The organism is Klebsiella sp. 64 (genome assembly GCF_018223915.1).
GTDB classification, from domain to species: domain Bacteria; phylum Pseudomonadota; class Gammaproteobacteria; order Enterobacterales; family Enterobacteriaceae; genus Klebsiella; species Klebsiella pneumoniae.
In genome coordinates this window covers 44454-64507 of the sequence record NZ_JAGRQZ010000018.1, presented here as the reverse complement: position 1 = coordinate 64507, position 20054 = coordinate 44454, and the positions used below count along the sequence as shown (strand labels likewise).

Here is a 20054-nt window from a genome sequence, read left to right as displayed (position 1 = left end):
TCCCCACTCTGGCGTCCTTAACTTGTCAGCGCCAGCTAAAACGCCGACAATTCAGTCATGAATAATAAAACGGAGGCACCTATGTCCACCTCGTTTTTTGTCGCTGCCGACTGGCTGGCAGAACATATTGATGACCCGGAAATTCAGATTATCGACGCCCGCATGGCGCCCGCCGGGCAGGAGGCCCTGCGGGATATGGCCGCGGAATACCGCGCCGGCCATGTGCCGAACGCGCTGTTTTTCGATATTGAGGCGCTATCCGACCACACCAGTCCGCTGCCGCATATGATGCCGCGGGCCGAAGCGTTTGCCGTCGCCATGCGCGAACTGGGCGTCTGCAGCGATAAGCATCTGGTGGTCTATGACGAAGGCAATCTGTTTTCCGCCCCGCGCGCGTGGTGGATGCTGCGCACCTTTGGCGTAGAGAAGGTGTCAATTCTGGCCGGCGGGCTGGAGGGCTGGCGGCGCGACGAACTGCCGCTGGAACAAGGGATGCCGGAAGTGGCCGAAGGGGAATTCGACGTGCGGTTCGATCCTCAACAAATTAAGCGTCTGACCGACGTCCTGTTGGTCAGCCATGAAGGATCGGCGCAGATTGTCGATGCCCGTCCGGCGGCCCGGTTTAACGGCCAGGCCGACGAACCGCGCCCGGGCCTGCGCCGCGGGCATATCCCCGGCGCGCTGAACGTACCGTGGACGGATCTGGTGATTAACGGCGAACTGAAAACCGTTGACGAGCTGAACGACATCTTTTTACGTCAGGGTGTCGATTTTGAACGGCCGATCATCGCCAGCTGCGGCTCGGGGGTGACGGCGGCGGTGGTCGTGCTGGCGCTCACCACGCTTGGCGTGAACGGCGTCTGCCTGTATGACGGCTCCTGGAGCGAATGGGGCGCGCGGAGCGATCTGCCGATTGAACCGGCCCCTGCCGCTCCGTAAACACAGCGTGACCGCGGGCCTCCCGTTCCGCGGTCACTAAATAATTTCTGATTTTCTCTCCCACTTTCTTCTGCTTCTCGCTAAACCGGTTACTCTGTGCTGCCGCAGGGTTTGTTCCTGCCGTATTCGCTTTACTGCCACTCACTATATAAGGAAATTGAATAATGGCATTTTCATTACCGGATCTCATGGATGTCGTACATAAGTACAACCGCAATCCCACTCCGAAACCGATTCCCGTAGACGAAGTGGATCGCCTGCGGGTACGGAAATATCGTGACCCGCAAAATAGCGAAACCGTGGCGCTTCCGGAGAGTCTGAAAGCGCTGTTGGCCTACGATTGCCAACTGAAAAGCCCCCACGGACAGCTGGTACTGGAATGGGTTGTGGACTCCATTGATGAACATGGCGTCCTGCTTTCCGACTCGCTGGATGAAGATGCTTATTACATGAATGGTCTTGATATGGCCGGACTGGACTTTGAAGAGCTGATGCCCGTCTGGAACGACGATCCGCGTCTTCCTGCCCTGATTCGCATCAGCCACGCCGGCGATCAGCAGGTATTTATCTATGTCACTGAACGTGATGAACAGGGTGAATATCCTGTTGTCCGCTTCGAGGGTAAAGAGAATGATCTCTGGCTGGCAGAATCGTCACTGATTGAATATCTGCAGGGGATCTTTGCCGGCAGCGAGGAGAGTCACGACGAATGGCAGCATCAGCAGACCCTCAATGAGGCACGCGATGGCGCCTTGCTGGAGCTGGAATATATTCATGAGGATCTTTACGCCAGGCTCGAAGGCTGTCCTGACTAATTCACCATCTCACCCCGGATGACGCGATTAACGCGCGCCGCCGGGGCCTGCTCCAGGAGGGAGCGTTTTATCCGTAACCTGATGTCACCACAAGGAGTGAAAATGGCATTAGTCTCTAACCCACATTCGGCTTATTCACCGCGCCTTCCCTGGCTGGGAGGTATAGCTGGCCTGCTGGCAGGCGGCGCGATCCTTTATTTTTGGCCGCAATGGAACCGGACATGGCTAAGCCTGGTGCCTGCGCCAGTCTCCGTGTATACCCGCTTTCTCGGGGTCACTCTCGAAGACGTTCCGTTAGTCACCTATTGCCATCAGGCGCTGCTGGGTTTTCTGATGGTGCTGCTCGCGCCCGGTTACGGTAAGTCGACCCTTGCCGCGTGGATGATGCATAACCCAGCGTCAAGCCGGCGCTGGCCCGGCGAGGTATTCCGTGCCTGGGTCACAAAATTTGGCCTGCTGGTCATGGTCTTTTGCAATCTGTTCTTTTTGTCCCGGGTCCCATCCGGAACCCTGGCGTTATACATTTTTATTCTCCAGCACATCAGCGTTGCCGCGGCGGTGGCGTCAGGGGTGCTGCTCCTGCGTGACGCCCGGCGCCTGGCCCGCACGTTCGACGCTCAGCTGGCGGACCTGCGTCTTCTCATGATACTTACCCTCGGGTTCCAGACGATTTTGCCGGCGCAGATCGCGCTGATGAGCGCCCGGGGCGTGAATACGCCGCTGGGCTGGTACATTGTTATCGCGCAAATGGCAGGGGTGTTACTGGCGTTTATGCTGGTCGGCGGGCTGGTGGCAGCGCTACGTTCTCTGCTGGGCGAAGAGAGGTGCCGGGCCTGGCGCGGGGATATGGCGCTCTTCAACGGCATTGTCACACTGTGCGTGACGGGATTTCTCCTCTATCACATGGTGTCTGCCTATCCGCGAATCTTTGCCGCCCTGCATTAGCTTTTGCCACCCCGCTTTTGTGCCTCGAACTGGAAGCAGAAAGAAACAGCGGGGGCTGCCGCCCCCGCTGTCAGATAATGCGGTTCTGCTTAAAATCGCGCAGGAAGCTGCCCCAGCGCTTTTCATAGAACGGCGTGATATGGGCAATCATAAAGTGGCTGATGCCCTTCTCGCCTTCCACCACCTGGCAAATATCGATCGGTTCGTCGCCTGGCAAGGTATCGGTGGCCACGCTGCCGGTGGTCTGGATAATGGCTTCAATATCCCCTTCCGCTTCAATCCCGATCAATAAGTTTGCCGGCGCGTCGGCGCGCTCTTTAATCGAGCACAGAAACGCCCGCTTGACGGTCTTCAGCGTTTTGAACAACGTGGTCAGCGAATCGACCATCTGCGCCGGCGGTTCGGCGACTTCAGACAGCAGCAGCGCTTCGCCGCCTTCCAGTACCGTCTGGGTGCTCAGTGGGCTGCCCTCTTCGCCTAACAGATGGCTGATTTCCCGTGGGGTGAACTCTTTGCCGCTCGGCAGCTTCGGGTTGAGGAATAACGATTCGCCCAGCGTCATCGCCATCAGCGTGCGGGCCGGCATCATCACGAAAGCCTGTTCATCCGCCACCGCCTGCTGCAGCGCCTCCAGCGAGGTAAAGAATGGGATCACCGAGGTACCGTCGTCTTTTTCCCAATGCTGCAGATCCAGCGCGCTATCTTCGACAATCTGCTCGCCATCGGCTGCCCTGCCCGGCACCCAGACGGTGGCCTCCAGCAGCGCGCTGAAAAATGCCGGACGATGGGCAGGCTCAGTCGCCGCTTTTTCCAGCAGGGTTTCTAATTCATTTTTTGTATCTGACATAGTTTGGCTACTTCACAATGAATTGCCCGGCGGCCATTCGTCCACGCGGGCATATGGTTTTCCTGGCCGGGTAAGCGCAGCGCCACCCGGCAAGGCCATTACTCAGCTGTCAGCAGGTTAGCAATGGTACGCACGCCAAGCCCGGTGGCGCCCGCCGACCACTGCTCAACGGCAGATTTGCGGTAGGTTGCCGAACAGTCGATATGCAGCCAACCCTGATGGTAGTTTTCCACGAAGTGGGACAGGAAGCCCGCCGCGGTGCTGGCGCCGGCCGGATAGGCCGCGCTGCCGGTGTTGTTCAGGTCAGCAAAGTTGGACGGCAGCTGGTTGCGGTGGAACTCGGCCAGCGGCAGACGCCAGAAGGCTTCGTTTTCCGCCTGAGCGCTCGCCAGCAGGCGATTCGCCAGCGCATCGTCAAAGCTGAACAGCGCGTGGTAATCATTGCCCAACGCGGTTTTCGCCGCGCCGGTCAGGGTAGCGGCGTCGATGATCAGCTCTGGCTTCTGCGCCGAGGCGTCAATCAGGCCATCCGCCAGCACCAGGCGGCCTTCCGCGTCAGTGTTCATAACTTCAACGGTTTTGCCGTTGCGATAATGAATAATATCGCCCAGTTTGAAGGCGTTACCGCTGATCAGGTTGTCGGCGCAGCACAGGTAGAGCTTCACGCGTTTGTTCAGCCCACGGGTAATGGCAAAAGCCAGCGCGCCGGTGATAGTCGCCGCACCGCCCATATCGGATTTCATCGAATCCATAAAGGCGCTTTGCTTGATGCTGTAGCCGCCGGAATCAAAGGTGATGCCTTTGCCCACCAGGCAGGCGTATACCGGCGCCTCTTTATCGCCGGTCGGGTTATAGTCCAGCGCCAGCAGAACCGGCGGGCGCTCGGAGCCGCGGCCCACGGTATGCAGACCAAGATAGCCCTGCTCGCGCAGATCTTCGCCTTTGGTGATGCGATAGCTTATCTTCTCACCCGCCACGCCGCACAGCAGGTCGACAGCGCGCTGCGCCAGCTGCTCCGGACCCAGCTCTTCCGCCGGCGCATTGATGGTGTCGCGCACCCAGTCGATGATCGTCAGGCGGTTATCCAGCTCGCTGCGCTGCGCGTCGTCAAGGGATGGCCATTCGACCTGACGCTGACCTTTCGGCCCTTTATAGCCGGCCCAAAAGGCCCAGGCGCGATCGGTGTTCCAGCCTTCGCCGCTCAGGGCGACGTGCTTGATGCCCATGCCGTCAATTTTGCGCGCCGCGCGCTGGATAAGCCCGAGGTCGTCTTTACCGTTGAGATGTAGAGCGATGCCGTCGTTATTGATGCTCCAGGTCGCTTTTTCTCCCCAGCGTCCATCGGCTGGCTGAGTAGAAAGCGTAATCTTCATAGCTTCGGTCATTATCATTATCCTTCTTAGCAAACGGGCCACCCTATGGCAGCCCGTTAAAATGTTTTCGCTTAACGCGAAATTATTCGGCCTCGTCTAGCCAGACTAGCAGAATCGCCTCGAGAATTTTTTCATTGGATGCGTTTGGATCATCATCAAACTCTTCCAAATCGCAAATCCACTGATGCATGTCGGTAAAGCGAACGGTTTTCGGGTCGAGATCCGGGTAAGCGTCGTACAGCGCTTCGCCGATTTCGCGACTGTCGGTCCATTTCAGTGCCATATTAGTGCTCGCGTGCGTGGTTGATGGTGTAACGCGGGATCTCAACGACCAGATCTTCGTCGGTGACGCGCGCCTGGCAGCTCAGACGGCTGTCAGGTTCCAGCCCCCAGGCTTTATCCAGCATGTCGTCTTCATCTTCGCTACTTTCCGCCAGCGAGTCAAAACCTTCACGCACGATGCAGTGGCAGGTGGTGCAGGCACAGGATTTTTCGCAGGCGTGTTCAATTTCGATACCGCTACGCAGCGCGGCATCGAGAATGGTTTCACCGGTCTCAGCTTCCACAACGATGCCATCCGGACACAGGTCCTGGTGGGGCAGAAATACAATTTTTGGCATTTTAAACCTCGTCCACGGATTGGCCTTTCAGCGCGATACGGACCGACTGATCCATACGGCGAGCGGCGAATTCCTGGGTTTGTGTGTCGATATTTTTAATCGCTTCTTTAATCGCGTCAGCGTCGTCGCCTGCCGCGGCGGCGCGTACCTGCTCCGCAGCGGCATCGATGGCCTGACGCTCCGCGGCGCTTAACAGCGCGGCGTCGGCGGCCAGCGCGCTTGTCAGGCTCTCCAGCACGCGCGCGGCTTCCACTTTCTGTTCAGCCAGCATGCGCGCCTGAATATCCTGTTCGGCGTAGCTCATCGAATCTTTAATCATGGTGGCGATTTCGCCATCGGTCAGACCATAAGACGGTTTCACCTGGATGGAGGCTTCCACGCCGGTCGATTTTTCCATCGCCGTAACGCTCAGCAGGCCATCGGCATCCACCTGGAAGGTAACGCGAATATGCGCCCCGCCCGCCGGCAGCGCCGGGATACCGCGCAGCGCAAAGCGCGCCAGCGAACGGCAATCCTGGACCAGCTCACGCTCGCCCTGCATCACGTGAATGGACATCGCCGTCTGGCCATCTTTGAAGGTGGTAAACTCCTGCGCGCGGGCCACCGGAATGGTGGTATTACGCGGGATCACTTTCTCCACCAGGCCGCCCATGGTTTCCAGGCCTAACGACAGCGGGATAACGTCGAGCAGCAGCAGTTCGCTGTCCGGCTTGTTGCCCACCAGGATATCGGCCTGGATCGCCGCGCCGATGGCGACAACTTTGTCCGGGTCAATGGAGGTCAGCGGAGTGCGACCAAAGAACTCGCCAACGCGCTCACGCACCAGCGGCACGCGGGTCGAACCGCCGACCATCACCACTTCCAGCACTTCTTGCGCTTCAACGCCAGCGTCTTTTAGCGCCCGACGGCAGGCCATCAGGGTACGTTTTACCAGCGGGGCAATCAGATCGTTAAACTGGCTGCGGGTGATATCGCCCTGCCAGCCGCCGACCTCGACGTGCGCTGCCTCGGCATCGCTCAAGGCGATTTTCGCCGCGATGGCGGCATCCAGCAGCTCACGCTGCAGACGGTTATCGCTGCGGTCGCTGAAGCCCGCCTGCTCGCGCAGGTAGTCAGCCAGCAGGTGATCGAAATCATCGCCGCCGAGAGCCGAGTCGCCGCCGGTGGCCAGCACTTCAAACACCCCGCGGCTTAAACGCAGAATGGAGATATCAAAGGTGCCGCCGCCGAGATCGTAGACCGCAATCACCCCTTCCTGGCCGGAGTCGAGGCCGTAGGCAATAGCCGCCGCGGTCGGCTCATTGAGCAGGCGCAGCACGTGCAGGCCCGCCAGACGCGCCGCGTCTTTGGTTCCCTGGCGCTGAGCGTCATCGAAGTAAGCGGGAACGGTAATGACCACGCCGTCGAGTTCGCCGGCCAGCGCTTCGGTCGCCCGGGCGGCCAGCGCTTTGAGGATATCGGCGGAGACGCGAATCGGGTTCAGCAGGCCGCCGGCCGTCTGGATCATCGGCAGGCCGTTTTCACTGGCCTGCAGCTGATACGGCAGATGCGGGTAACGGTTTTGAATATCGGCGAGGGAGCGCCCCATCATCCGCTTCACGGAGCTGATGGTATTGGCAGGATCCTGAGCGGCGTTAAGCCGGGCGTCATAGCCGACGGTCAGCCCCGAAGCGTGGTAGTTCACCACCGACGGCAGCAGATAGCGGCCTTGATGATCGGGCAGAGTCTCGGCCTGGCCGCTACGCACGGTAGCCACCAGAGAATTGGTGGTGCCCAGGTCGATACCGGCCGCCAGACGACGCTGGTGCGGCGCGGCGCTCAGGCCGGGCTCACTAATTTGTAATAAGGCCATAATTGCTTCCGAAAATTAAAAATCGAGCAGTTTTTCTTCGAGTTCTTCAGCACTGCTGCGCAGTTTATCGAGGAAACGGAGCTTACGAACCGTGTCCGCCGCCGCCTCCCAGCTCTCATTATGCAATTGGTCAACCATCAGCTGCTGACGGGTATCAAACAGCGCTTTCACCCGTTTGATAAAACCTTCCAGCCGCGCGTCGTCTTTCGCCTGGCCGATCTCATCCAGCTCTTCGCGCAATTCCAGCTGTTCCATCAGGAACGCGGTATCGCGAACGGTATGCTGCTCGCTGGCCAGATCGAAGCCATGCAGCGAAAGGAGATATTCTGCGCGAGTCAGCGGATGGCGCAGCGTCTGCCAGGCCTGGTTTATAGTGGCGGAATGCTGAACCGCCGCAAGCTGTTCCGCCGCAGGCGCGCTGGCAAATTTATCCGGATGGTACTGGCGCTGCAGATCCTGATACCGGACAGCCAGTTGTTCAAGCGAGAGGGTATAGCTGGCTGGTAACCCGAAGAGGGTGAAATAGTCCATAGTAACCTCAGGGTCATGCATCTAAATTAAAACCCCACGCGCGGCGTGACCGCGGTGGGGTTGAGGAGTACCGATTATACGTTAAAGCTTTCGCCGCAGCCGCACTCATCTTTGACGTTAGGGTTAGTGAATTTGAACCCTTCGTTGAGGCCTTCTTTGACGAAGTCCAGCTGAGTGCCGTCGAGGAATTGCAGACTTTTGCCGTCGATCACGACCTTCACGCCTTTGTCTTCAAACACGGTGTCTTCAGCCGCCGGCTCGTCAACAAACTCCAGTACATAGGCCATACCCGAGCAGCCGGAGGTTCTTACGCCCAGGCGCAGGCCAAACCCTTTACCGCGGTTCGCCAGGAAGGCATTGACTCGCGCTGCTGCACTGTCGCTAAGAGTAATCGACATAACAAAACCTCAACTAATTATTTTGCTTCACGTTTGCTTTTGTAATCCGCAATCGCGGCTTTAATCGCGTCTTCCGCCAGGATCGAGCAGTGGATTTTCACCGGCGGCAGTTCCAGTTCATCGGCGATATCGGTGTTCTTGATCGCCTGCGCTTCGTCCAGCGATTTGCCCTTCACCCACTCGGTAACCAGGGAGCTGGAAGCGATAGCGGAACCGCAGCCGTAGGTCTTGAAGCGCGCGTCTTCAATGATACCTTCATTGTTGACTTTAATCTGCAGCTTCATCACGTCGCCGCAGGCCGGCGCGCCGACCATGCCGCTGCCGACGTTCTCGTCGCTGTTGTCAAAAGAGCCGACGTTGCGCGGATTCTCGTAATGATCGATAACTTTTTCGCTGTAAGCCATGATGAATTCTCCTTATTGGTGCCGAATTAGTGATGTGACCATTCAATGCTGTTCAGATCCACGCCCTGTTTGAACATTTCCCACAGCGGAGAAAGCTCGCGCAGACGGCCAATGGATTTGCGAATCAGATCGATGGCATAGTCAATCTCTTCTTCGGTAGTGAAACGACCTAAAGAGAAACGAATAGAACTGTGCGCCAGTTCATCAGTCATGCCTAACGCGCGCAGCACGTAGGATGGCTCAAGGCTCGCGGAAGTACAGGCTGAACCGGAGGAAACCGCCAGGTCTTTCAGCGCCATAATCAGCGACTCGCCTTCAACATAGTTGAAGCTGACGTTAAGAATGTTCGGCGCGCCCTGCTCGAGGTCGCCGTTGAGGTACACTTCTTCCATATCCTTCACGCCGTTCCACAGACGGTTGCGCAGCGTGCGCAGACGCGCCATCTCGCTTTCCATCTCTTCTTTGGCGATACGGTAAGCTTCACCCATGCCGACGATCTGGTGAACAGGCAGAGTACCGGAACGCATACCGCGCTCGTGGCCGCCGCCGTGGATTTGCGCTTCGATACGAATACGCGGCTTACGACGCACGTACAGCGCACCGATGCCTTTCGGACCGTAGATTTTGTGACCGGAGAAGGACATCAGGTCAACTTTCAGCTGGCTCAGATCGATAGGCAGCTTGCCCACGCTCTGGGTGGCGTCTACGTGGTAAATGATACCGCGGGCGCGACACATCTCGCCGATGGTAGCGATATCCTGCACCACGCCGATTTCGTTATTCACATGCATGATGGAAACCAGGATGGTGTCGTCACGCATCGCTGCTTCCAGCTCTTTCAGATCGATAATCCCGTTGCTCTGCGGCGCCAGGTAGGTCACTTCGAAGCCTTCGCGCTCCAGCTGACGGCAGGTATCCAGAACCGCTTTATGCTCGGTTTTGCTGGTGATGATGTGCTTGCCTTTTTTCTGATAAAAGTTGGCTGCACCCTTGATCGCCAGGTTGTCGGATTCAGTCGCACCAGAGGTAAAGACGATTTCGCGCGGGTCGGCGCCGACCAGCTCGGCAATCTGATTGCGGGCGATATCAACCGCCTCTTCAGCCTGCCAGCCAAAACGGTGGGAACGGGAGGCCGGGTTACCAAAGGTCCCGTCCATGGTCAGGAACTGCATCATTTTCTCGGCAACACGCGGGTCCACCGGCGTGGTTGCGGAGTAATCGAGGTAAATCGGTAATTTCATTGCTCTTAAACTCCGTACATCACTCAATGCAAGGAATCAGGCAACCGGCTTGATGTACGACCGAGTACACGGAATGTCGGAGCATCCCGGCCTGATTCTGAAAGCTCTTTATAATCGTTGTCCCGCCGTTTCGCGCCGCCTTGCCCTGTCAGCCGCAGCCCGAAACGGGACGGGTCACTCAGGCGCGCAGTTTAACGTCAATCGCGTCCTGGGTGCGCGCATTGCGCTGGGTTTCGTGCTGATGCTGACGACCGGAAACATCGAGGATCTCCTGGTTATTCACCAGTTCCCCGAGGGTGATATTGTTCAGGAAGCCGGTCAGGCGCTCGCTCAGGTCGCGCCACAGCGCGTGAGTCAGGCATTTATCGCCGCCCTGACAGCCGCCCTTGCCCTGGCAACGGGTGGCGTCAACGGATTCATCCACGGCGCTAATGACTTCGCCGACGGCGATACTGCCGGCATCTTTACCTAACAGATAACCACCACCTGGGCCACGAACGCTGGAAACCAGGCCATTTTTACGCAGGCGAGAGAACAGCTGTTCCAGATAGGAAAGCGAAATTCCCTGACGCTCTGAAATATCTGCCAACGGCACCGGGCCCGTTTCAGAGTTGAGCGCAACGTCAAGCATCGCGGTCACGGCATAACGCCCTTTAGATGTCAGTCTCATGTCTTACTTAACCTCAAACTCGCCCCTGGCCGGGCTTTTTATTAATATGGGTATTGCATAGCAGGGCCAAGTCTGACATTCCCGAGTAATTTGGTCAACTATTTACTTGACTGTTTTAGTCAGGTATTTGGCTTTCCGTGCCGTTTTACTTCCGCATAGCCTGATACCTTCATCGCGCCAGGCGAGCCCGATTCGTTGCCCGGATAAGCGAAGCGCCATCCGGCGTTAACGCGGTTACTTACCTTTATTCTGCTGCTCAATAGACGCCAGCATGCCGCGCAGGATGTTCAACTCCTGGCTTTCTGGACGCGCGCGGGTGAACAGACGACGCAGCTTGTTCATCACCTGCCCCGGATGATTCGGGCGGATAAAGCCCGTCGCCAGCAGCGTCTGCTCAAGATGGTCGTAGAATCGCTCCAGATCGTCCACCAGCGGGTACGGCGCCTCTTCATGCTCAACCGCCGGCTGCGCTTGCTCCTGCGCCGCCAGCCAGGCCATCCGCACTTCATAGGCGATAACCTGCACCGCCATCGCCAGGTTCAGCGAGCTGTACTCCGGGTTGGCGGCGATCGCCACGTGATAGTGGCACTTCTGCAGTTCATCGTTGGTCAGACCAACGCGCTCGCGGCCAAAGACCAGCGCCACCGGCGCATGCTGACCTTCGGCGACGCTTTTCAGACCGCATTCGCGCGGGTCGAGCATCGGCCACGGCAGCGTGCGGGAGCGCGCGCTGGTGCCAACCACCAGGCTACAGCCTGCCAGCGCTTCATCAAGGGTATCGACAATCTGCGCGTTGCCGATCACGTCGCTGGCGCCCGCGGCCAGGGCTATCGCCTGCGAATCGGGTTTGACCAGCGGATTGACCAGCCACAGGTTAGTTAAGCCCATGGTTTTCATCGCGCGGGCTACGGAGCCCATGTTGCCGGTATGGGAGGTTTCTACCAGTACGATTCGAATATTTTGCAGCATTATGGTTCTTCGGCTAAAGATTATTCGTGCATGCTACCATAAAACGGAGACATAAGCAGATTTGGCTGCTATTATATGCGCCGTTTTTTCCCGTTCTTTAACATCCAGTGAGAGAGACCGATGCATCCGATGCTGAACATCGCCGTGCGCGCCGCGCGCAAGGCGGGTAATTTAATTGCCAAACACTACGAAACGCCAGACACCGTAGAAACCAGCCAGAAAGGCAGCAATGATTTTGTGACCAACGTCGATAAAGCCGCCGAAGCGATTATTATCGAAACCATTCGCAAATCTTACCCGCAGCACACCATTATCACCGAAGAAAGCGGTGAACACGCTGGCGAAGAGCAGGATGTTCAATGGGTTATCGATCCACTGGATGGCACCACCAACTTCGTTAAACGTCTGCCGCACTTCTCTGTTTCCATCGCCGTACGCATCAAAGGGCGTACTGAAGTCGCGGTGGTCTACGATCCGATGCGTAACGAACTGTTTACCGCGACCCGCGGCCAGGGCGCGCAGCTGAACGGCTACCGTCTGCGCGGCAGCAACGCTCGCGACCTCGACGGCACCATTATCGCGACCGGCTTCCCGTTCAAAGCGAAGCAGCACGCCACCACCTACATGAATATTCTCGGCAACATGTTTACCGAATGTGCCGACTTCCGTCGCACCGGCTCTGCCGCGCTGGATCTGGCCTATGTGGCCGCCGGCCGCGTTGACGGTTACTTTGAGATCGCCCTGAAACCATGGGATTTCGCCGCAGGCGAGCTGATCGCCCGTGAAGCTGGCGCGATTGTCTGCGACTTCACCGGCGGTCATAACTATATGCTGACGGGCAACATCGTTGCCGGTAACCCGCGCGTGGTGAAAGCGATGCTGGCGAACATGCGCGAGCAGCTGAGCGACGCGCTGAAGCGTTAATCTCTTACTGATGTCAAAAAGGAAGCCGCGGCTTCCTTTTTTTATGTCATTTTATCATGTTGAGGATCTGGCGAATCACCGCATTGCCGCCAATACAGAGCACCGTCAGGCCGCTAAATAAGGCCAGCGGTCCGCGCCAGCGCAGACAGCCCTGCGTCCCCAGCCAGCGCCGGAAACACAGCGCTATCCCTACCGTCGCCAGGCGGGCTAACAGCACGCCGACCATCGCCGGAACCAGCAGCAGCCATCCCCACAGAGGCAGCTCATACTGCTGCGCACTGAGTAAAATCCATACCAGCTGAAACGGCAGATAAAAGCTCAGGGCAAAGATCAGCGGAATGCGAATATTGCCTGCCGGTGCGGCAACGCCCTGAAAGTCGCGCCAGCCGTCGCGCAGCAGTATTCCAGCCAGCACCAGCGTGGCCAGATAGCATACGTCGTTAAAGATGCCCACGATCTGCATTAGCCTGTCGCTGCTTAGCTTACCCATAAACGCGAAACGCCAGAAAATGATCACCAGAAAACCGAACTGCAACACCCAGCTGCGCAGGATCCAGTCGACCATCTCCCGCGGCGAGGGCTGGTTATGCACAGCCCAGGCAACAATGGGCAGTTTACTGTGACCGGGATGGCAAAAGGCCAGCACGAAGCCCGACAGCGTTAGGGTGGCGTAGGCCACCAGCGGAATATCCGCGACACTCGCCACCCCGAATCGCATAACATACGGCATAGCGTGGTAGACACGCACCAGATCTGACGGCCACCAGCTGGCCAGGGCTGGAAACCAGAATACGAGCGCCAGGCCCGCCAGCAGCCCGGCGGCGCCGGCGCAGCCATAATAGAACCGCCCGCTCTGCGCGGGAGAAACGATATTTGCGGCCATAGCGACTCCTTGTCATCCGCCGAAAAGCGGAAAACTAGAGCATCGCTTCGCCAGCGGCAAGCGCTGGCGCCCACTTTAGGATTTGCGCCCGGCGTCTGTCTAAAACGGACGGATCCCACCGCCGGCAGGGACGGCGCTGAGCCACATCACCCCTGCCGCCGCCAGCAATATGACGCCGCCGGCCAGCGCCAGCGTCGCCCAACTAACCTGCTTCCATAACGCTGGCGCCTGATGGCGACTGAGGCGGATCGCCAGTTGGCGGAACCCATGCACCAACAGCGCCAGCGCCGTGATAGTCAACGAGGTTCCCGCCGCCATCGCCAGCGCCGCCGCCATCCCCCAGCCAAAAACGCCGATTACCTTGCTGAACAGCAGAACCATGATCGCCCCCGAGCAGGGACGCATGCCCATCGACAGGACAATCGCGGCGCGAGCCCGCCAGTCGTCGCCGGCCTGCAGCTGCTCCGGGGCCGGGAGATGCTGATGCCCGCAGCCGCAGTGTTCGTTATGAACATGATGCGGGGTAAAAGCGGTAAACGTTGGCCGGCGCAGCAGCAGACGCAGCTTTTTTAACGCCCGCCAGCACAGCAGCAGCCCTAACGCACCCACCAGCAAATAGCTTCCCTTCTCCAGCCAGAAACTGCTGAGGTGCAGCTGGCGCGCCGGCAGCTGCAGCAGCGCCAGCACCACGACCACCAGCGCGATGGCCACCAGCCCCTGTAATAAAGAGGCGGCCAGCGTCAGGCCAATGCTTGATTTCAGCTTCGCGGGATGGGTGGCAAGCCAGGTCGTAATGACAATTTTACCGTGTCCGGGCCCTAAGGCATGGAGCACCCCGTAAACCAAGCTAACCCCCAGCAGCGACAGCCCTGCCGCCGCCGGGTTCTCCGCCACCGCCTGCAGCAGGCGGCTGAGTTCCAGATTGAGCGAACGCTGCCAGACTGCGCTCTGCATCAGCACCTGCGGCCACGCCCGCCACAGCCAAATGCCGCCGATGATGCTCACAGCCAGCAACAGCGCCAGCGGCCACAGCGCTTTCCAGCGCGAAGATCGCGCGCGCGGAGTAAAAATTACTGACATGTCAGGGTCACCTTCTGGGCAAAATAGCTGCCCAGCGCCATATCCTCCGGCGGCGCATCCGCTTTATCCAGCGACTGGGCGTATGAGAGCATTTTGTCGTTCGGTTTTGGCGTCATCACCGTTGCCTTACAGGCGGCCCGCAACCCTGCGGGCAGGGAAAAATCGCTATCCTTGTCATAAAACATATCGACGTAGTAGGTCGGGTCGAAGGTGGAAAAGGTAAACGTCTGCCCGGCAATGGGTTGCGGCGTCGCCAGCGGCAGAGTAAAGGTGAGTACCGCCTGCAGTCCGTCACGTTCGAGGCCGTAACCGTCGGGACGATTGTCAAATTTAACCCGCTGACCGTTATGCCACAGCTCGCTGAAATAGTGCTGACCGAGCACGTTGGCCATCACCTCCGCCGCCAGCTTTTTCCAGACTTCGCTGCCCGGTTTGGCGTTTCCGGCATCATAGAGCAGATCCGATGAGGTAATTTCATCCATCGTCCAGCGCATTTTAAAGGCGCTCAGCAGACCGTCCTTGACCACCGGCTCGCTTTGCAGGCTGATGAAGCTATGCGGATGCGCAGCGGCCGACCATGATAAAACCATGCAAAACGCCGCGCTTGTGCATTGTTTCACTCTGTTCATCTGTTCCTCACGTGAAAAATTCTGTGAACTTCGCCAGCAATCCTGAGTAAAAGCGGACGCTCTTCCCTGCCCACGCCGCGGTCATTGTCTATCCTTAGCGGAAACCCTAACTGGAACTTACCAGATGATGACCGTCATTGAACCACCATCTGCGCTTTCCAGTCCACAGCGCCGTAGCCAGGTGCTCCTGATGTTTTATCTGCCCGGACAGTCGGTGACGACTGAACGGCTTGGCAGGATCAACCTCGTTGATGAGACCACGGTCCGGCAGGATATTGAGGAGACCGGACGCGAAATTCAGCGTTACCACCGTTTGACCCTCCAGTCACAGGTGGACGGCAGCTATCGGATTGAAGGCGCCGCGCTCGACCAACGTTTATGTCTGCTGCATGCGCTGCGGCGGGGGCTGCGCCTCTGCCCACAGTTCGTTAATCATCATTTTACCCCGGCGCTGAAAACGCAGCTTAAACAGGAAGGCATTGCCCGCACCTTATACGATGATACCAATCTGCAGGCGCTGGTGAACCGCTGCGCGCGGGCGCTCAATCGCCAGTTTGACTGCCGCGACGTGCAGTTTCTGCGCTTGTACCTGCAGTACTGTCTGCTCGAACATCACCGGGGATACTCTCCGGACTTCAATGAGGAACAGCAACGCTGGGCTCAAACCGCCGCCGAGTTCACCCTGGCGCAGGAGATTGTCCGCCACTGGCAGCGTCGGGTCGGCGCTCCGCCCCATGTCGGAGAACCTTTTTTCCTCTCGCTGCTGTTTATGTTGCTCAAAACCCCCGACCCGGTCCGCGACGGTCACCCGCACGATCGCCGCCTGCGGCTGGCTATCTCCGGCCTGATCCACCGCTTTCAGATCCTCGCTGGCAGAGCGTTCAGTGATGAGCAGGGGCTCAGCGATCAACTCTATATTCATTTGTCGCAGGCGTTGATCCGCAGCGTGTTTGCTATCGGCATCGACAGCACGCTCACAGAGGAAGTGACCCGGCTCTACCCTCGCTTACTGCGTACCACCCAGGCGGCATTGAGCGAATTCGAGGAGGCCTGGCACATCCGTTTTAATGAGGAAGAGACCGGTTTAATCGCGGTGATCTTTGGCGCCTGGCTGATGCAGAAAAGCGACCTGCACGAGAAACAGGTGCTGTTGCTAACCGATGACAACCCAGCTATTGAAGAGGCCCTGGAACAACAGCTGCGCGAACTAACGCTGCTGCCGCTGAATATCAAATACCAGAGCGTAGAGCGCTTTCAGAAGGAAGGTGCGCCCAAAGGGGTGACGCTTATCGTCACCCCCTATGCGACGGCGCTGCCGCTGTTTTCGCCGCCGCTGATCCACGCGGAGAACTACTTCACTGAACGCCAGCAGCAGCATATCTGCGCCATGCTCGAGGACTAGGCCGCCACCGCTTTTGGCCGTATAGCCATCGCCGGGAGCGTCAGCAGGGCCATCACCCAGAATACGCCCTGGTGCAGGTGCTGATAGAGGAAACCGGCGAAGACGGTCATGATGGCAATACTGCCGCCCATCGCCACCGCGGAGTAGACGGCCTGCAGACGGATCACTTCGCTACCCTGACGGGCGGCGATATAGCGCATCGCCGCCAGATGACACACCGTGAAGGTGCCACAGTGAAGGATCTGCGCAAGGATGAGTCCCGGCAGCGCCGTGGTCCAGCCCATCAGTCCCCAGCGAATCAGCCCGCAGACGGCGGAGAGCAAAAGCAGGTCGCGGGCGCTGAAGCGGCGGAACACCTTTTTACTCAACGCGAAGATCACCACTTCCGCCACCACGCCTAACGACCACAGATAACCGACCGCCGAGGCGGAATAGCCGGCCTGCTGCCAGTAGATGGCGCTAAAGCCATAGTAGGCGGCATGCGCTCCCTGCAGCAGACAAACGCAGGCGAGAAAGCGCCAGCTTTGGCGCACCAGCGTCAGCCAGGCCGCCATTCCGGCCCCCTGCTGCTGGCGCGACTCCCCCTGGGGCATCACCGACGGCTTAAGCAGCATGCCGAGCAGCATCGAGGCGACCCCCAGGCTTAGCATCAGCAGGATCGCCCGGTAATCGAACAGGCTCACCAGCTTGCCGGTCAGCGCCGAACCAATCACAAAGGCAATAGAGCCCCATAGCCGCACCCGGCCATAGTCCATGGTGATCTGCTTTTGCCAGGTGTTGGCCAGAGCATCCGTCAGCGGCACCAGCGGCGAAAAGAACAGGTTGAAGCCGATGATGATCGCCAGCAGCCATGCTACGTGGCTGCCGGCCCAGAAGGCCAGCGCGAAGAGCAAGGTTAACAGCGCCAGCACGCGCAGCGCGGCGATCAGCCGGGAGGGATCGCTCACCCGCGGGGCAATCAGCAGACTGCCGAGAAAACGGGCCACCAGACCGGCGCCAAGCAAAATGCCGATGGTTTCCGGAGTCAGCCCGTTTCCGGCCAGCCAGACGCTCCAGAAGGGCAGAAAAATACCGTAGCTAAAAAAGTAGGTGAAATAACTGAGCGCCAGCCAGCGCGTGGAGTGCAAGACCATGATTTCCTCCCGAATGGTGGCGATAGTCTGGCGATAAACCCCGGCGGGCGCAAGATGCTCTTGTCTGCTGATAGCTCGTTATTTATGCCCCCTCGATGATGATTTTCAGCGAAAAATTCAGCTTCTCTCCCGCGCCTAAAACTCGCAGCCCCGGCTGCCCGTCCATGTTGTGGGCGTTTACCGGATGGCTTTGCGGCTCGAGGCAAAGGAATGATTCACCTTGCATTCTGAACAGCATCAACCACGGAGTTTGCGATAGAATTGTGATATTCATCACGTCATTGCTTACCCTCGCCCGCCCGCCCCAGCCGGAATAACCCACGTTCAGCCAACGATCTTCACCGAACTGAGCCACGCTGAAATTGGCATAGTCGGGCAAGTTTCCTTGCCAGTTGAGAGGTAAGTGATTTTCCCCTTCCGGCCAGTAACCGCTGACCTGGAACTGAACCTTGCTGCGTTCATCGAAAGGGAAAAAGGGATGAAAGCCGCAGCCGTAAAGCGCAGGGACCTCCCCATAGTGGGTAAGCGTTAGCTCCGCTATCAGCTGGTTACGCAGCAACTGGTAGCGGAGCTGCGCCAGATAATCGAAACCGCAGGCATGCTGCCGACGCAGCTGTAATACACAATACTCGGCGCCGTACTCAATAATATCCCAGCGCTGTAACCAGCCGTCACCGTGAAGAAAGAAATACTCGTCGGCATGGTGGCGAGGCAGGACAATCTCCTGCCCATGAAAAATAAAACGGTTGCCGGCGACGCGATTGGCCAATGGCAGCATCGGAAACATGCCGCCGGCGGGATTTTCATATAGCACCGGCGCTTGATATTGCCGCGAGAATAAACTTTGCACTTTGCCGCCCAGAGAAGAGACGCACATCCGCAGATGCGCGTTCTCCAGAATCCACTCTTCCGCCATTAGCGCATCTGCTCCTGCTTCGCCGCATTCACGCCCGTATGACGCTGCGCCAGCTGCTCTTCCAGCGCTTCGAGGGTGATACCTTTCGTTTCCGGGACGTTGCGCAGGATATAGAGGTAGCCGGCAGCGCAAATGACACCATACAGCAGGAAGCTTCCTGCCGCGCCCAGACCGGCATTAAGCAGCGGGAAAGTATAGGTTAACAGGAAACAGGCGATCCACAGCGCCAGGGTACCTAAAGACATCGCGAGTCCACGTACGCGGTTGGGAAAAATCTCCGCCAGCAGCACCCAGGTCACCGGCGCCAGGGTCAACGCATAAATAGCAATCGCCGCCAGCACCAGCAACAGTACCGGCCACCCCATAATGCCCATGGCGTAAGCGCCGGCGATCAGCACATAGATCAGCGTCAATCCCGAAGCGCCAAGCAGCATTAATTTACGGCGACCGATTTTATCCACCAGCGGCAGCGCCGCAATGGTAAAGACCAGATTAACGACGCCCGTCGCGACGATAGATTTCAGCGTGCTGTTAATATCGAACCCCGCCGAGGCAAAAATCTCCTGCGCGTAGTTAAAGATGACGTTAATCCCACACCACTGCTGGAATATGGCGAGCACCATGCCAATGATCACAATCGGTTTCACCTGGGGAGCCAACAGCGCGCCGTAGGAGACTTTATTGTTATCCTTTTCCAGGGTATGCGCGATTTCACGCAGGATCCTGTCGGCATAGTCGGCAGAACCAATGCGTTCCAGCGCAGCCCGGGCGCGCTCCGGTTTACCGGCCTTCATGAGCCAGCGCGGCGACTCGGGGACAAAAAACATCAGGACCAGAAACGCCAGCGCCGGCACCAGTTCCGCACCGAACATCCAGCGCCAGCCCATCTGCCCATTCCAGCTGTCCACAATCATCTGCTGCGTCGCCCCCGGCTCCACCGGTTCAGCAATCATCAGATTGATTAACTGAGCGGCCAGTACGCCAATCACGATGGTGAGCTGATTGACCGCGACAAAACGCCCTCTTTTCTCTGCCGGACTGACTTCGGCAATGTAAAGCGGGCTGAGAGCGGAAGCCAGACCAATCCCTACGCCGCCCACAATGCGGTAAACCACAAACATATCGAAATGACTGGCGACCGCCGTCCCCCAGGCCGACGCGCTGAACAGCACGGCGGAAAGAATTAATGGCAGCTTGCGCCCCAGTTTGTCTGCGCACCATCCCGAAATTAATGCGCCGAAAATACAGCCCAACAGCGCTGAGCTCATCGCCCAGCCGGACTGCGCCGGGTCCGTAATTGAAAACCAGGCTTCATAAAATGGCTTAGCGCCGCCAATCACCACCCAGTCATAGCCAAACAGTAAACCACCGCAGGCGGCGACCAGACAAATCGTCCAGACGTAGCCCATTTTCAGATGTGTCTGCGCGTTGTTCATAATGATTCCTCTATAAGGGAAACGCAGGGAACAGTAGGGTTCAGGCG

22 protein-coding genes are annotated in these 20054 nt (G+C 58.3%); 5 read left to right on the top strand and 17 right to left on the bottom strand.

What is annotated here, in order from left to right; translation table 11 throughout:
- Nucleotides 1–81: 81 nt before the first annotated feature.
- The 3 genes from sseA to KHQ23_RS13685 all read left to right on the top strand — a co-directional run bounded on the left by sseA (nucleotide 82) and on the right by KHQ23_RS13685 (nucleotide 2699).
- Nucleotides 82–939 (top strand): 3-mercaptopyruvate sulfurtransferase, encoded by an 858-nt coding sequence (gene sseA / locus KHQ23_RS13695; protein ID WP_002913950.1) that lies wholly within the window; start codon nucleotides 82–84, stop codon nucleotides 937–939.
- 164 nt (nucleotides 940–1103) lie between these two features.
- Nucleotides 1104–1754, top strand: coding sequence for a DUF5066 family protein (locus KHQ23_RS13690; protein WP_004899839.1), 651 nt, complete (start codon nucleotides 1104–1106; stop codon nucleotides 1752–1754).
- Nucleotides 1755–1856: 102 nt separating this feature from the next.
- Nucleotides 1857–2699, top strand: a complete 843-nt coding sequence (locus KHQ23_RS13685) for a hypothetical protein (protein WP_004174837.1) — start codon at nucleotides 1857–1859, stop codon at nucleotides 2697–2699.
- A 70-nt stretch (nucleotides 2700–2769) separates the two neighbouring features.
- Here the strand turns inward: KHQ23_RS13685 and sseB are convergent, their stop codons facing one another.
- The 11 genes from sseB to trmJ all read right to left on the bottom strand — a co-directional run bounded on the left by sseB (nucleotide 2770) and on the right by trmJ (nucleotide 11604).
- Nucleotides 2770–3546: an enhanced serine sensitivity protein SseB gene (gene sseB, locus KHQ23_RS13680; RefSeq protein ID WP_002913952.1), complete on the bottom strand. Its 777-nt coding sequence runs from the start codon at nucleotides 3544–3546 to the stop codon at nucleotides 2770–2772.
- A 98-nt stretch (nucleotides 3547–3644) separates the two neighbouring features.
- Nucleotides 3645–4931: an aminopeptidase PepB gene (gene pepB / locus KHQ23_RS13675; RefSeq protein WP_002913953.1), complete on the bottom strand. Its 1287-nt coding sequence runs from the start codon at nucleotides 4929–4931 to the stop codon at nucleotides 3645–3647.
- 70 nt (nucleotides 4932–5001) lie between these two features.
- Nucleotides 5002–5202 carry a Fe-S cluster assembly protein IscX gene (gene iscX / locus KHQ23_RS13670; RefSeq protein ID WP_002913954.1) on the bottom strand — a complete coding sequence of 67 codons (201 nt, stop codon included), beginning with the start codon at nucleotides 5200–5202 and terminating at the stop codon, nucleotides 5002–5004.
- A 1-nt stretch (nucleotide 5203) separates the two neighbouring features.
- Nucleotides 5204–5539, bottom strand: a complete 336-nt coding sequence (fdx, locus tag KHQ23_RS13665; protein WP_002913956.1) for an ISC system 2Fe-2S type ferredoxin — start codon at nucleotides 5537–5539, stop codon at nucleotides 5204–5206.
- A gap of 1 nt (nucleotide 5540) precedes the next feature.
- The gene (gene hscA, locus KHQ23_RS13660) at nucleotides 5541–7391 is read right to left on the bottom strand and encodes a Fe-S protein assembly chaperone HscA (protein WP_004149343.1); all 1851 of its coding nucleotides are present in this window, start codon (nucleotides 7389–7391) and stop codon (nucleotides 5541–5543) included.
- A 15-nt stretch (nucleotides 7392–7406) separates the two neighbouring features.
- The gene (gene hscB / locus KHQ23_RS13655; protein WP_004174835.1) at nucleotides 7407–7922 is read right to left on the bottom strand and encodes a co-chaperone HscB; all 516 of its coding nucleotides are present in this window, start codon (nucleotides 7920–7922) and stop codon (nucleotides 7407–7409) included.
- Nucleotides 7923–7996: 74 nt separating this feature from the next.
- Nucleotides 7997–8320 (bottom strand): iron-sulfur cluster assembly protein IscA, encoded by a 324-nt coding sequence (gene iscA, locus KHQ23_RS13650; RefSeq protein ID WP_002913979.1) that lies wholly within the window; start codon nucleotides 8318–8320, stop codon nucleotides 7997–7999.
- Between the two features lie 17 nt (nucleotides 8321–8337).
- The gene (gene iscU / locus KHQ23_RS13645; RefSeq protein ID WP_002913991.1) at nucleotides 8338–8724 is read right to left on the bottom strand and encodes a Fe-S cluster assembly scaffold IscU; all 387 of its coding nucleotides are present in this window, start codon (nucleotides 8722–8724) and stop codon (nucleotides 8338–8340) included.
- A gap of 26 nt (nucleotides 8725–8750) precedes the next feature.
- Entirely contained in the window at nucleotides 8751–9965 is a 1215-nt protein-coding gene (iscS, locus tag KHQ23_RS13640; protein WP_002913992.1) for a cysteine desulfurase, read from the bottom strand.
- 178 nt (nucleotides 9966–10143) lie between these two features.
- Nucleotides 10144–10635 (bottom strand): Fe-S cluster assembly transcriptional regulator IscR, encoded by a 492-nt coding sequence (gene iscR / locus KHQ23_RS13635; RefSeq protein WP_002913993.1) that lies wholly within the window; start codon nucleotides 10633–10635, stop codon nucleotides 10144–10146.
- 234 nt (nucleotides 10636–10869) lie between these two features.
- A complete protein-coding gene (gene trmJ / locus KHQ23_RS13630) occupies nucleotides 10870–11604 on the bottom strand; it encodes a tRNA (cytosine(32)/uridine(32)-2'-O)-methyltransferase TrmJ (protein WP_002913994.1) in 735 nt (244 codons plus the stop codon).
- A 120-nt stretch (nucleotides 11605–11724) separates the two neighbouring features.
- Between trmJ and suhB the strand changes: the two genes are divergently transcribed.
- A complete protein-coding gene (suhB, locus tag KHQ23_RS13625; protein ID WP_002913995.1) occupies nucleotides 11725–12528 on the top strand; it encodes an inositol-1-monophosphatase in 804 nt (267 codons plus the stop codon).
- A 46-nt stretch (nucleotides 12529–12574) separates the two neighbouring features.
- On the opposite strand, the gene KHQ23_RS13620 is transcribed toward suhB, so the two are convergent.
- From KHQ23_RS13620 to KHQ23_RS13610, 3 genes are all read right to left on the bottom strand, one after another.
- The gene (locus tag KHQ23_RS13620; RefSeq protein ID WP_015958806.1) at nucleotides 12575–13411 is read right to left on the bottom strand and encodes a hypothetical protein; all 837 of its coding nucleotides are present in this window, start codon (nucleotides 13409–13411) and stop codon (nucleotides 12575–12577) included.
- A gap of 99 nt (nucleotides 13412–13510) precedes the next feature.
- On the bottom strand, nucleotides 13511–14491 hold the full coding sequence (locus KHQ23_RS13615) for a nickel/cobalt transporter (RefSeq protein WP_015958807.1): 981 nt from the start codon (nucleotides 14489–14491) through the stop codon (nucleotides 13511–13513).
- The gene (locus tag KHQ23_RS13610; protein ID WP_032434910.1) at nucleotides 14482–15120 is read right to left on the bottom strand and encodes a DUF1007 family protein; all 639 of its coding nucleotides are present in this window, start codon (nucleotides 15118–15120) and stop codon (nucleotides 14482–14484) included. Before KHQ23_RS13610 ends, KHQ23_RS13615 begins: the two co-directional genes overlap by 10 nt.
- 124 nt (nucleotides 15121–15244) lie before the next feature.
- On the opposite strand from KHQ23_RS13610, the gene csiE reads away from it, so the two are divergent.
- Entirely contained in the window at nucleotides 15245–16522 is a 1278-nt protein-coding gene (gene csiE / locus KHQ23_RS13605; protein WP_009485450.1) for a stationary phase inducible protein CsiE, read from the top strand.
- Here the strand turns inward: csiE and KHQ23_RS13600 are convergent.
- The 3 genes from KHQ23_RS13600 to KHQ23_RS13590 form a co-directional block, all read right to left on the bottom strand.
- Nucleotides 16519–17655: a 3-phenylpropionate MFS transporter gene (locus KHQ23_RS13600; protein WP_004149349.1), complete on the bottom strand. Its 1137-nt coding sequence runs from the start codon at nucleotides 17653–17655 to the stop codon at nucleotides 16519–16521. The two genes, csiE and KHQ23_RS13600, sit on opposite strands and share 4 nt — an antisense overlap.
- Before the next feature lie 82 nt (nucleotides 17656–17737).
- Complete coding sequence (locus KHQ23_RS13595) at nucleotides 17738–18571, bottom strand: aldose 1-epimerase (RefSeq protein ID WP_004899867.1); 834 nt, start codon at nucleotides 18569–18571, stop codon at nucleotides 17738–17740.
- A complete protein-coding gene (locus tag KHQ23_RS13590) occupies nucleotides 18571–20007 on the bottom strand; it encodes a sugar porter family MFS transporter (RefSeq protein WP_002914018.1) in 1437 nt (478 codons plus the stop codon). The genes KHQ23_RS13595 and KHQ23_RS13590 overlap by 1 nt, the downstream gene beginning before the upstream one ends.
- Nucleotides 20008–20054 lie beyond the last annotated feature (47 nt).

Bases quoted from the DNA above. Each gene is read 5' to 3' on its own strand.
- KHQ23_RS13600 (WP_004149349.1), bottom strand. From the start codon at position 17,655: ATGGTCTTGCACTCCACGCGCTGGCTGGCGCTCAGTTATTTCACCTAC.
- KHQ23_RS13690 (WP_004899839.1), top strand. From the start codon at position 1,104: ATGGCATTTTCATTACCGGATCTCATGGATGTCGTACATAAGTACAAC.
- sseA (WP_002913950.1), top strand. From the start codon at position 82: ATGTCCACCTCGTTTTTTGTCGCTGCCGACTGGCTGGCAGAACATATT.
- KHQ23_RS13615 (WP_015958807.1), bottom strand. From the start codon at position 14,491: ATGTCAGTAATTTTTACTCCGCGCGCGCGATCTTCGCGCTGGAAAGCG.
- KHQ23_RS13595 (WP_004899867.1), bottom strand. From the start codon at position 18,571: ATGGCGGAAGAGTGGATTCTGGAGAACGCGCATCTGCGGATGTGCGTC.
- iscX (WP_002913954.1), bottom strand. From the start codon at position 5,202: ATGGCACTGAAATGGACCGACAGTCGCGAAATCGGCGAAGCGCTGTAC.
- suhB (WP_002913995.1), top strand. From the start codon at position 11,725: ATGCATCCGATGCTGAACATCGCCGTGCGCGCCGCGCGCAAGGCGGGT.
- sseB (WP_002913952.1), bottom strand. From the start codon at position 3,546: ATGTCAGATACAAAAAATGAATTAGAAACCCTGCTGGAAAAAGCGGCG.
- iscR (WP_002913993.1), bottom strand. From the start codon at position 10,635: ATGAGACTGACATCTAAAGGGCGTTATGCCGTGACCGCGATGCTTGAC.
- trmJ (WP_002913994.1), bottom strand. From the start codon at position 11,604: ATGCTGCAAAATATTCGAATCGTACTGGTAGAAACCTCCCATACCGGC.
- KHQ23_RS13610 (WP_032434910.1), bottom strand. From the start codon at position 15,120: ATGAACAGAGTGAAACAATGCACAAGCGCGGCGTTTTGCATGGTTTTA.
- KHQ23_RS13620 (WP_015958806.1), bottom strand. From the start codon at position 13,411: ATGGCCGCAAATATCGTTTCTCCCGCGCAGAGCGGGCGGTTCTATTAT.
- hscB (WP_004174835.1), bottom strand. From the start codon at position 7,922: ATGGACTATTTCACCCTCTTCGGGTTACCAGCCAGCTATACCCTCTCG.
- iscU (WP_002913991.1), bottom strand. From the start codon at position 8,724: ATGGCTTACAGCGAAAAAGTTATCGATCATTACGAGAATCCGCGCAAC.
- fdx (WP_002913956.1), bottom strand. From the start codon at position 5,539: ATGCCAAAAATTGTATTTCTGCCCCACCAGGACCTGTGTCCGGATGGC.
- pepB (WP_002913953.1), bottom strand. From the start codon at position 4,931: ATGACCGAAGCTATGAAGATTACGCTTTCTACTCAGCCAGCCGATGGA.
- iscA (WP_002913979.1), bottom strand. From the start codon at position 8,320: ATGTCGATTACTCTTAGCGACAGTGCAGCAGCGCGAGTCAATGCCTTC.
- iscS (WP_002913992.1), bottom strand. From the start codon at position 9,965: ATGAAATTACCGATTTACCTCGATTACTCCGCAACCACGCCGGTGGAC.
- KHQ23_RS13590 (WP_002914018.1), bottom strand. From the start codon at position 20,007: ATGAACAACGCGCAGACACATCTGAAAATGGGCTACGTCTGGACGATT.
- csiE (WP_009485450.1), top strand. From the start codon at position 15,245: ATGATGACCGTCATTGAACCACCATCTGCGCTTTCCAGTCCACAGCGC.
- hscA (WP_004149343.1), bottom strand. From the start codon at position 7,391: ATGGCCTTATTACAAATTAGTGAGCCCGGCCTGAGCGCCGCGCCGCAC.
- KHQ23_RS13685 (WP_004174837.1), top strand. From the start codon at position 1,857: ATGGCATTAGTCTCTAACCCACATTCGGCTTATTCACCGCGCCTTCCC.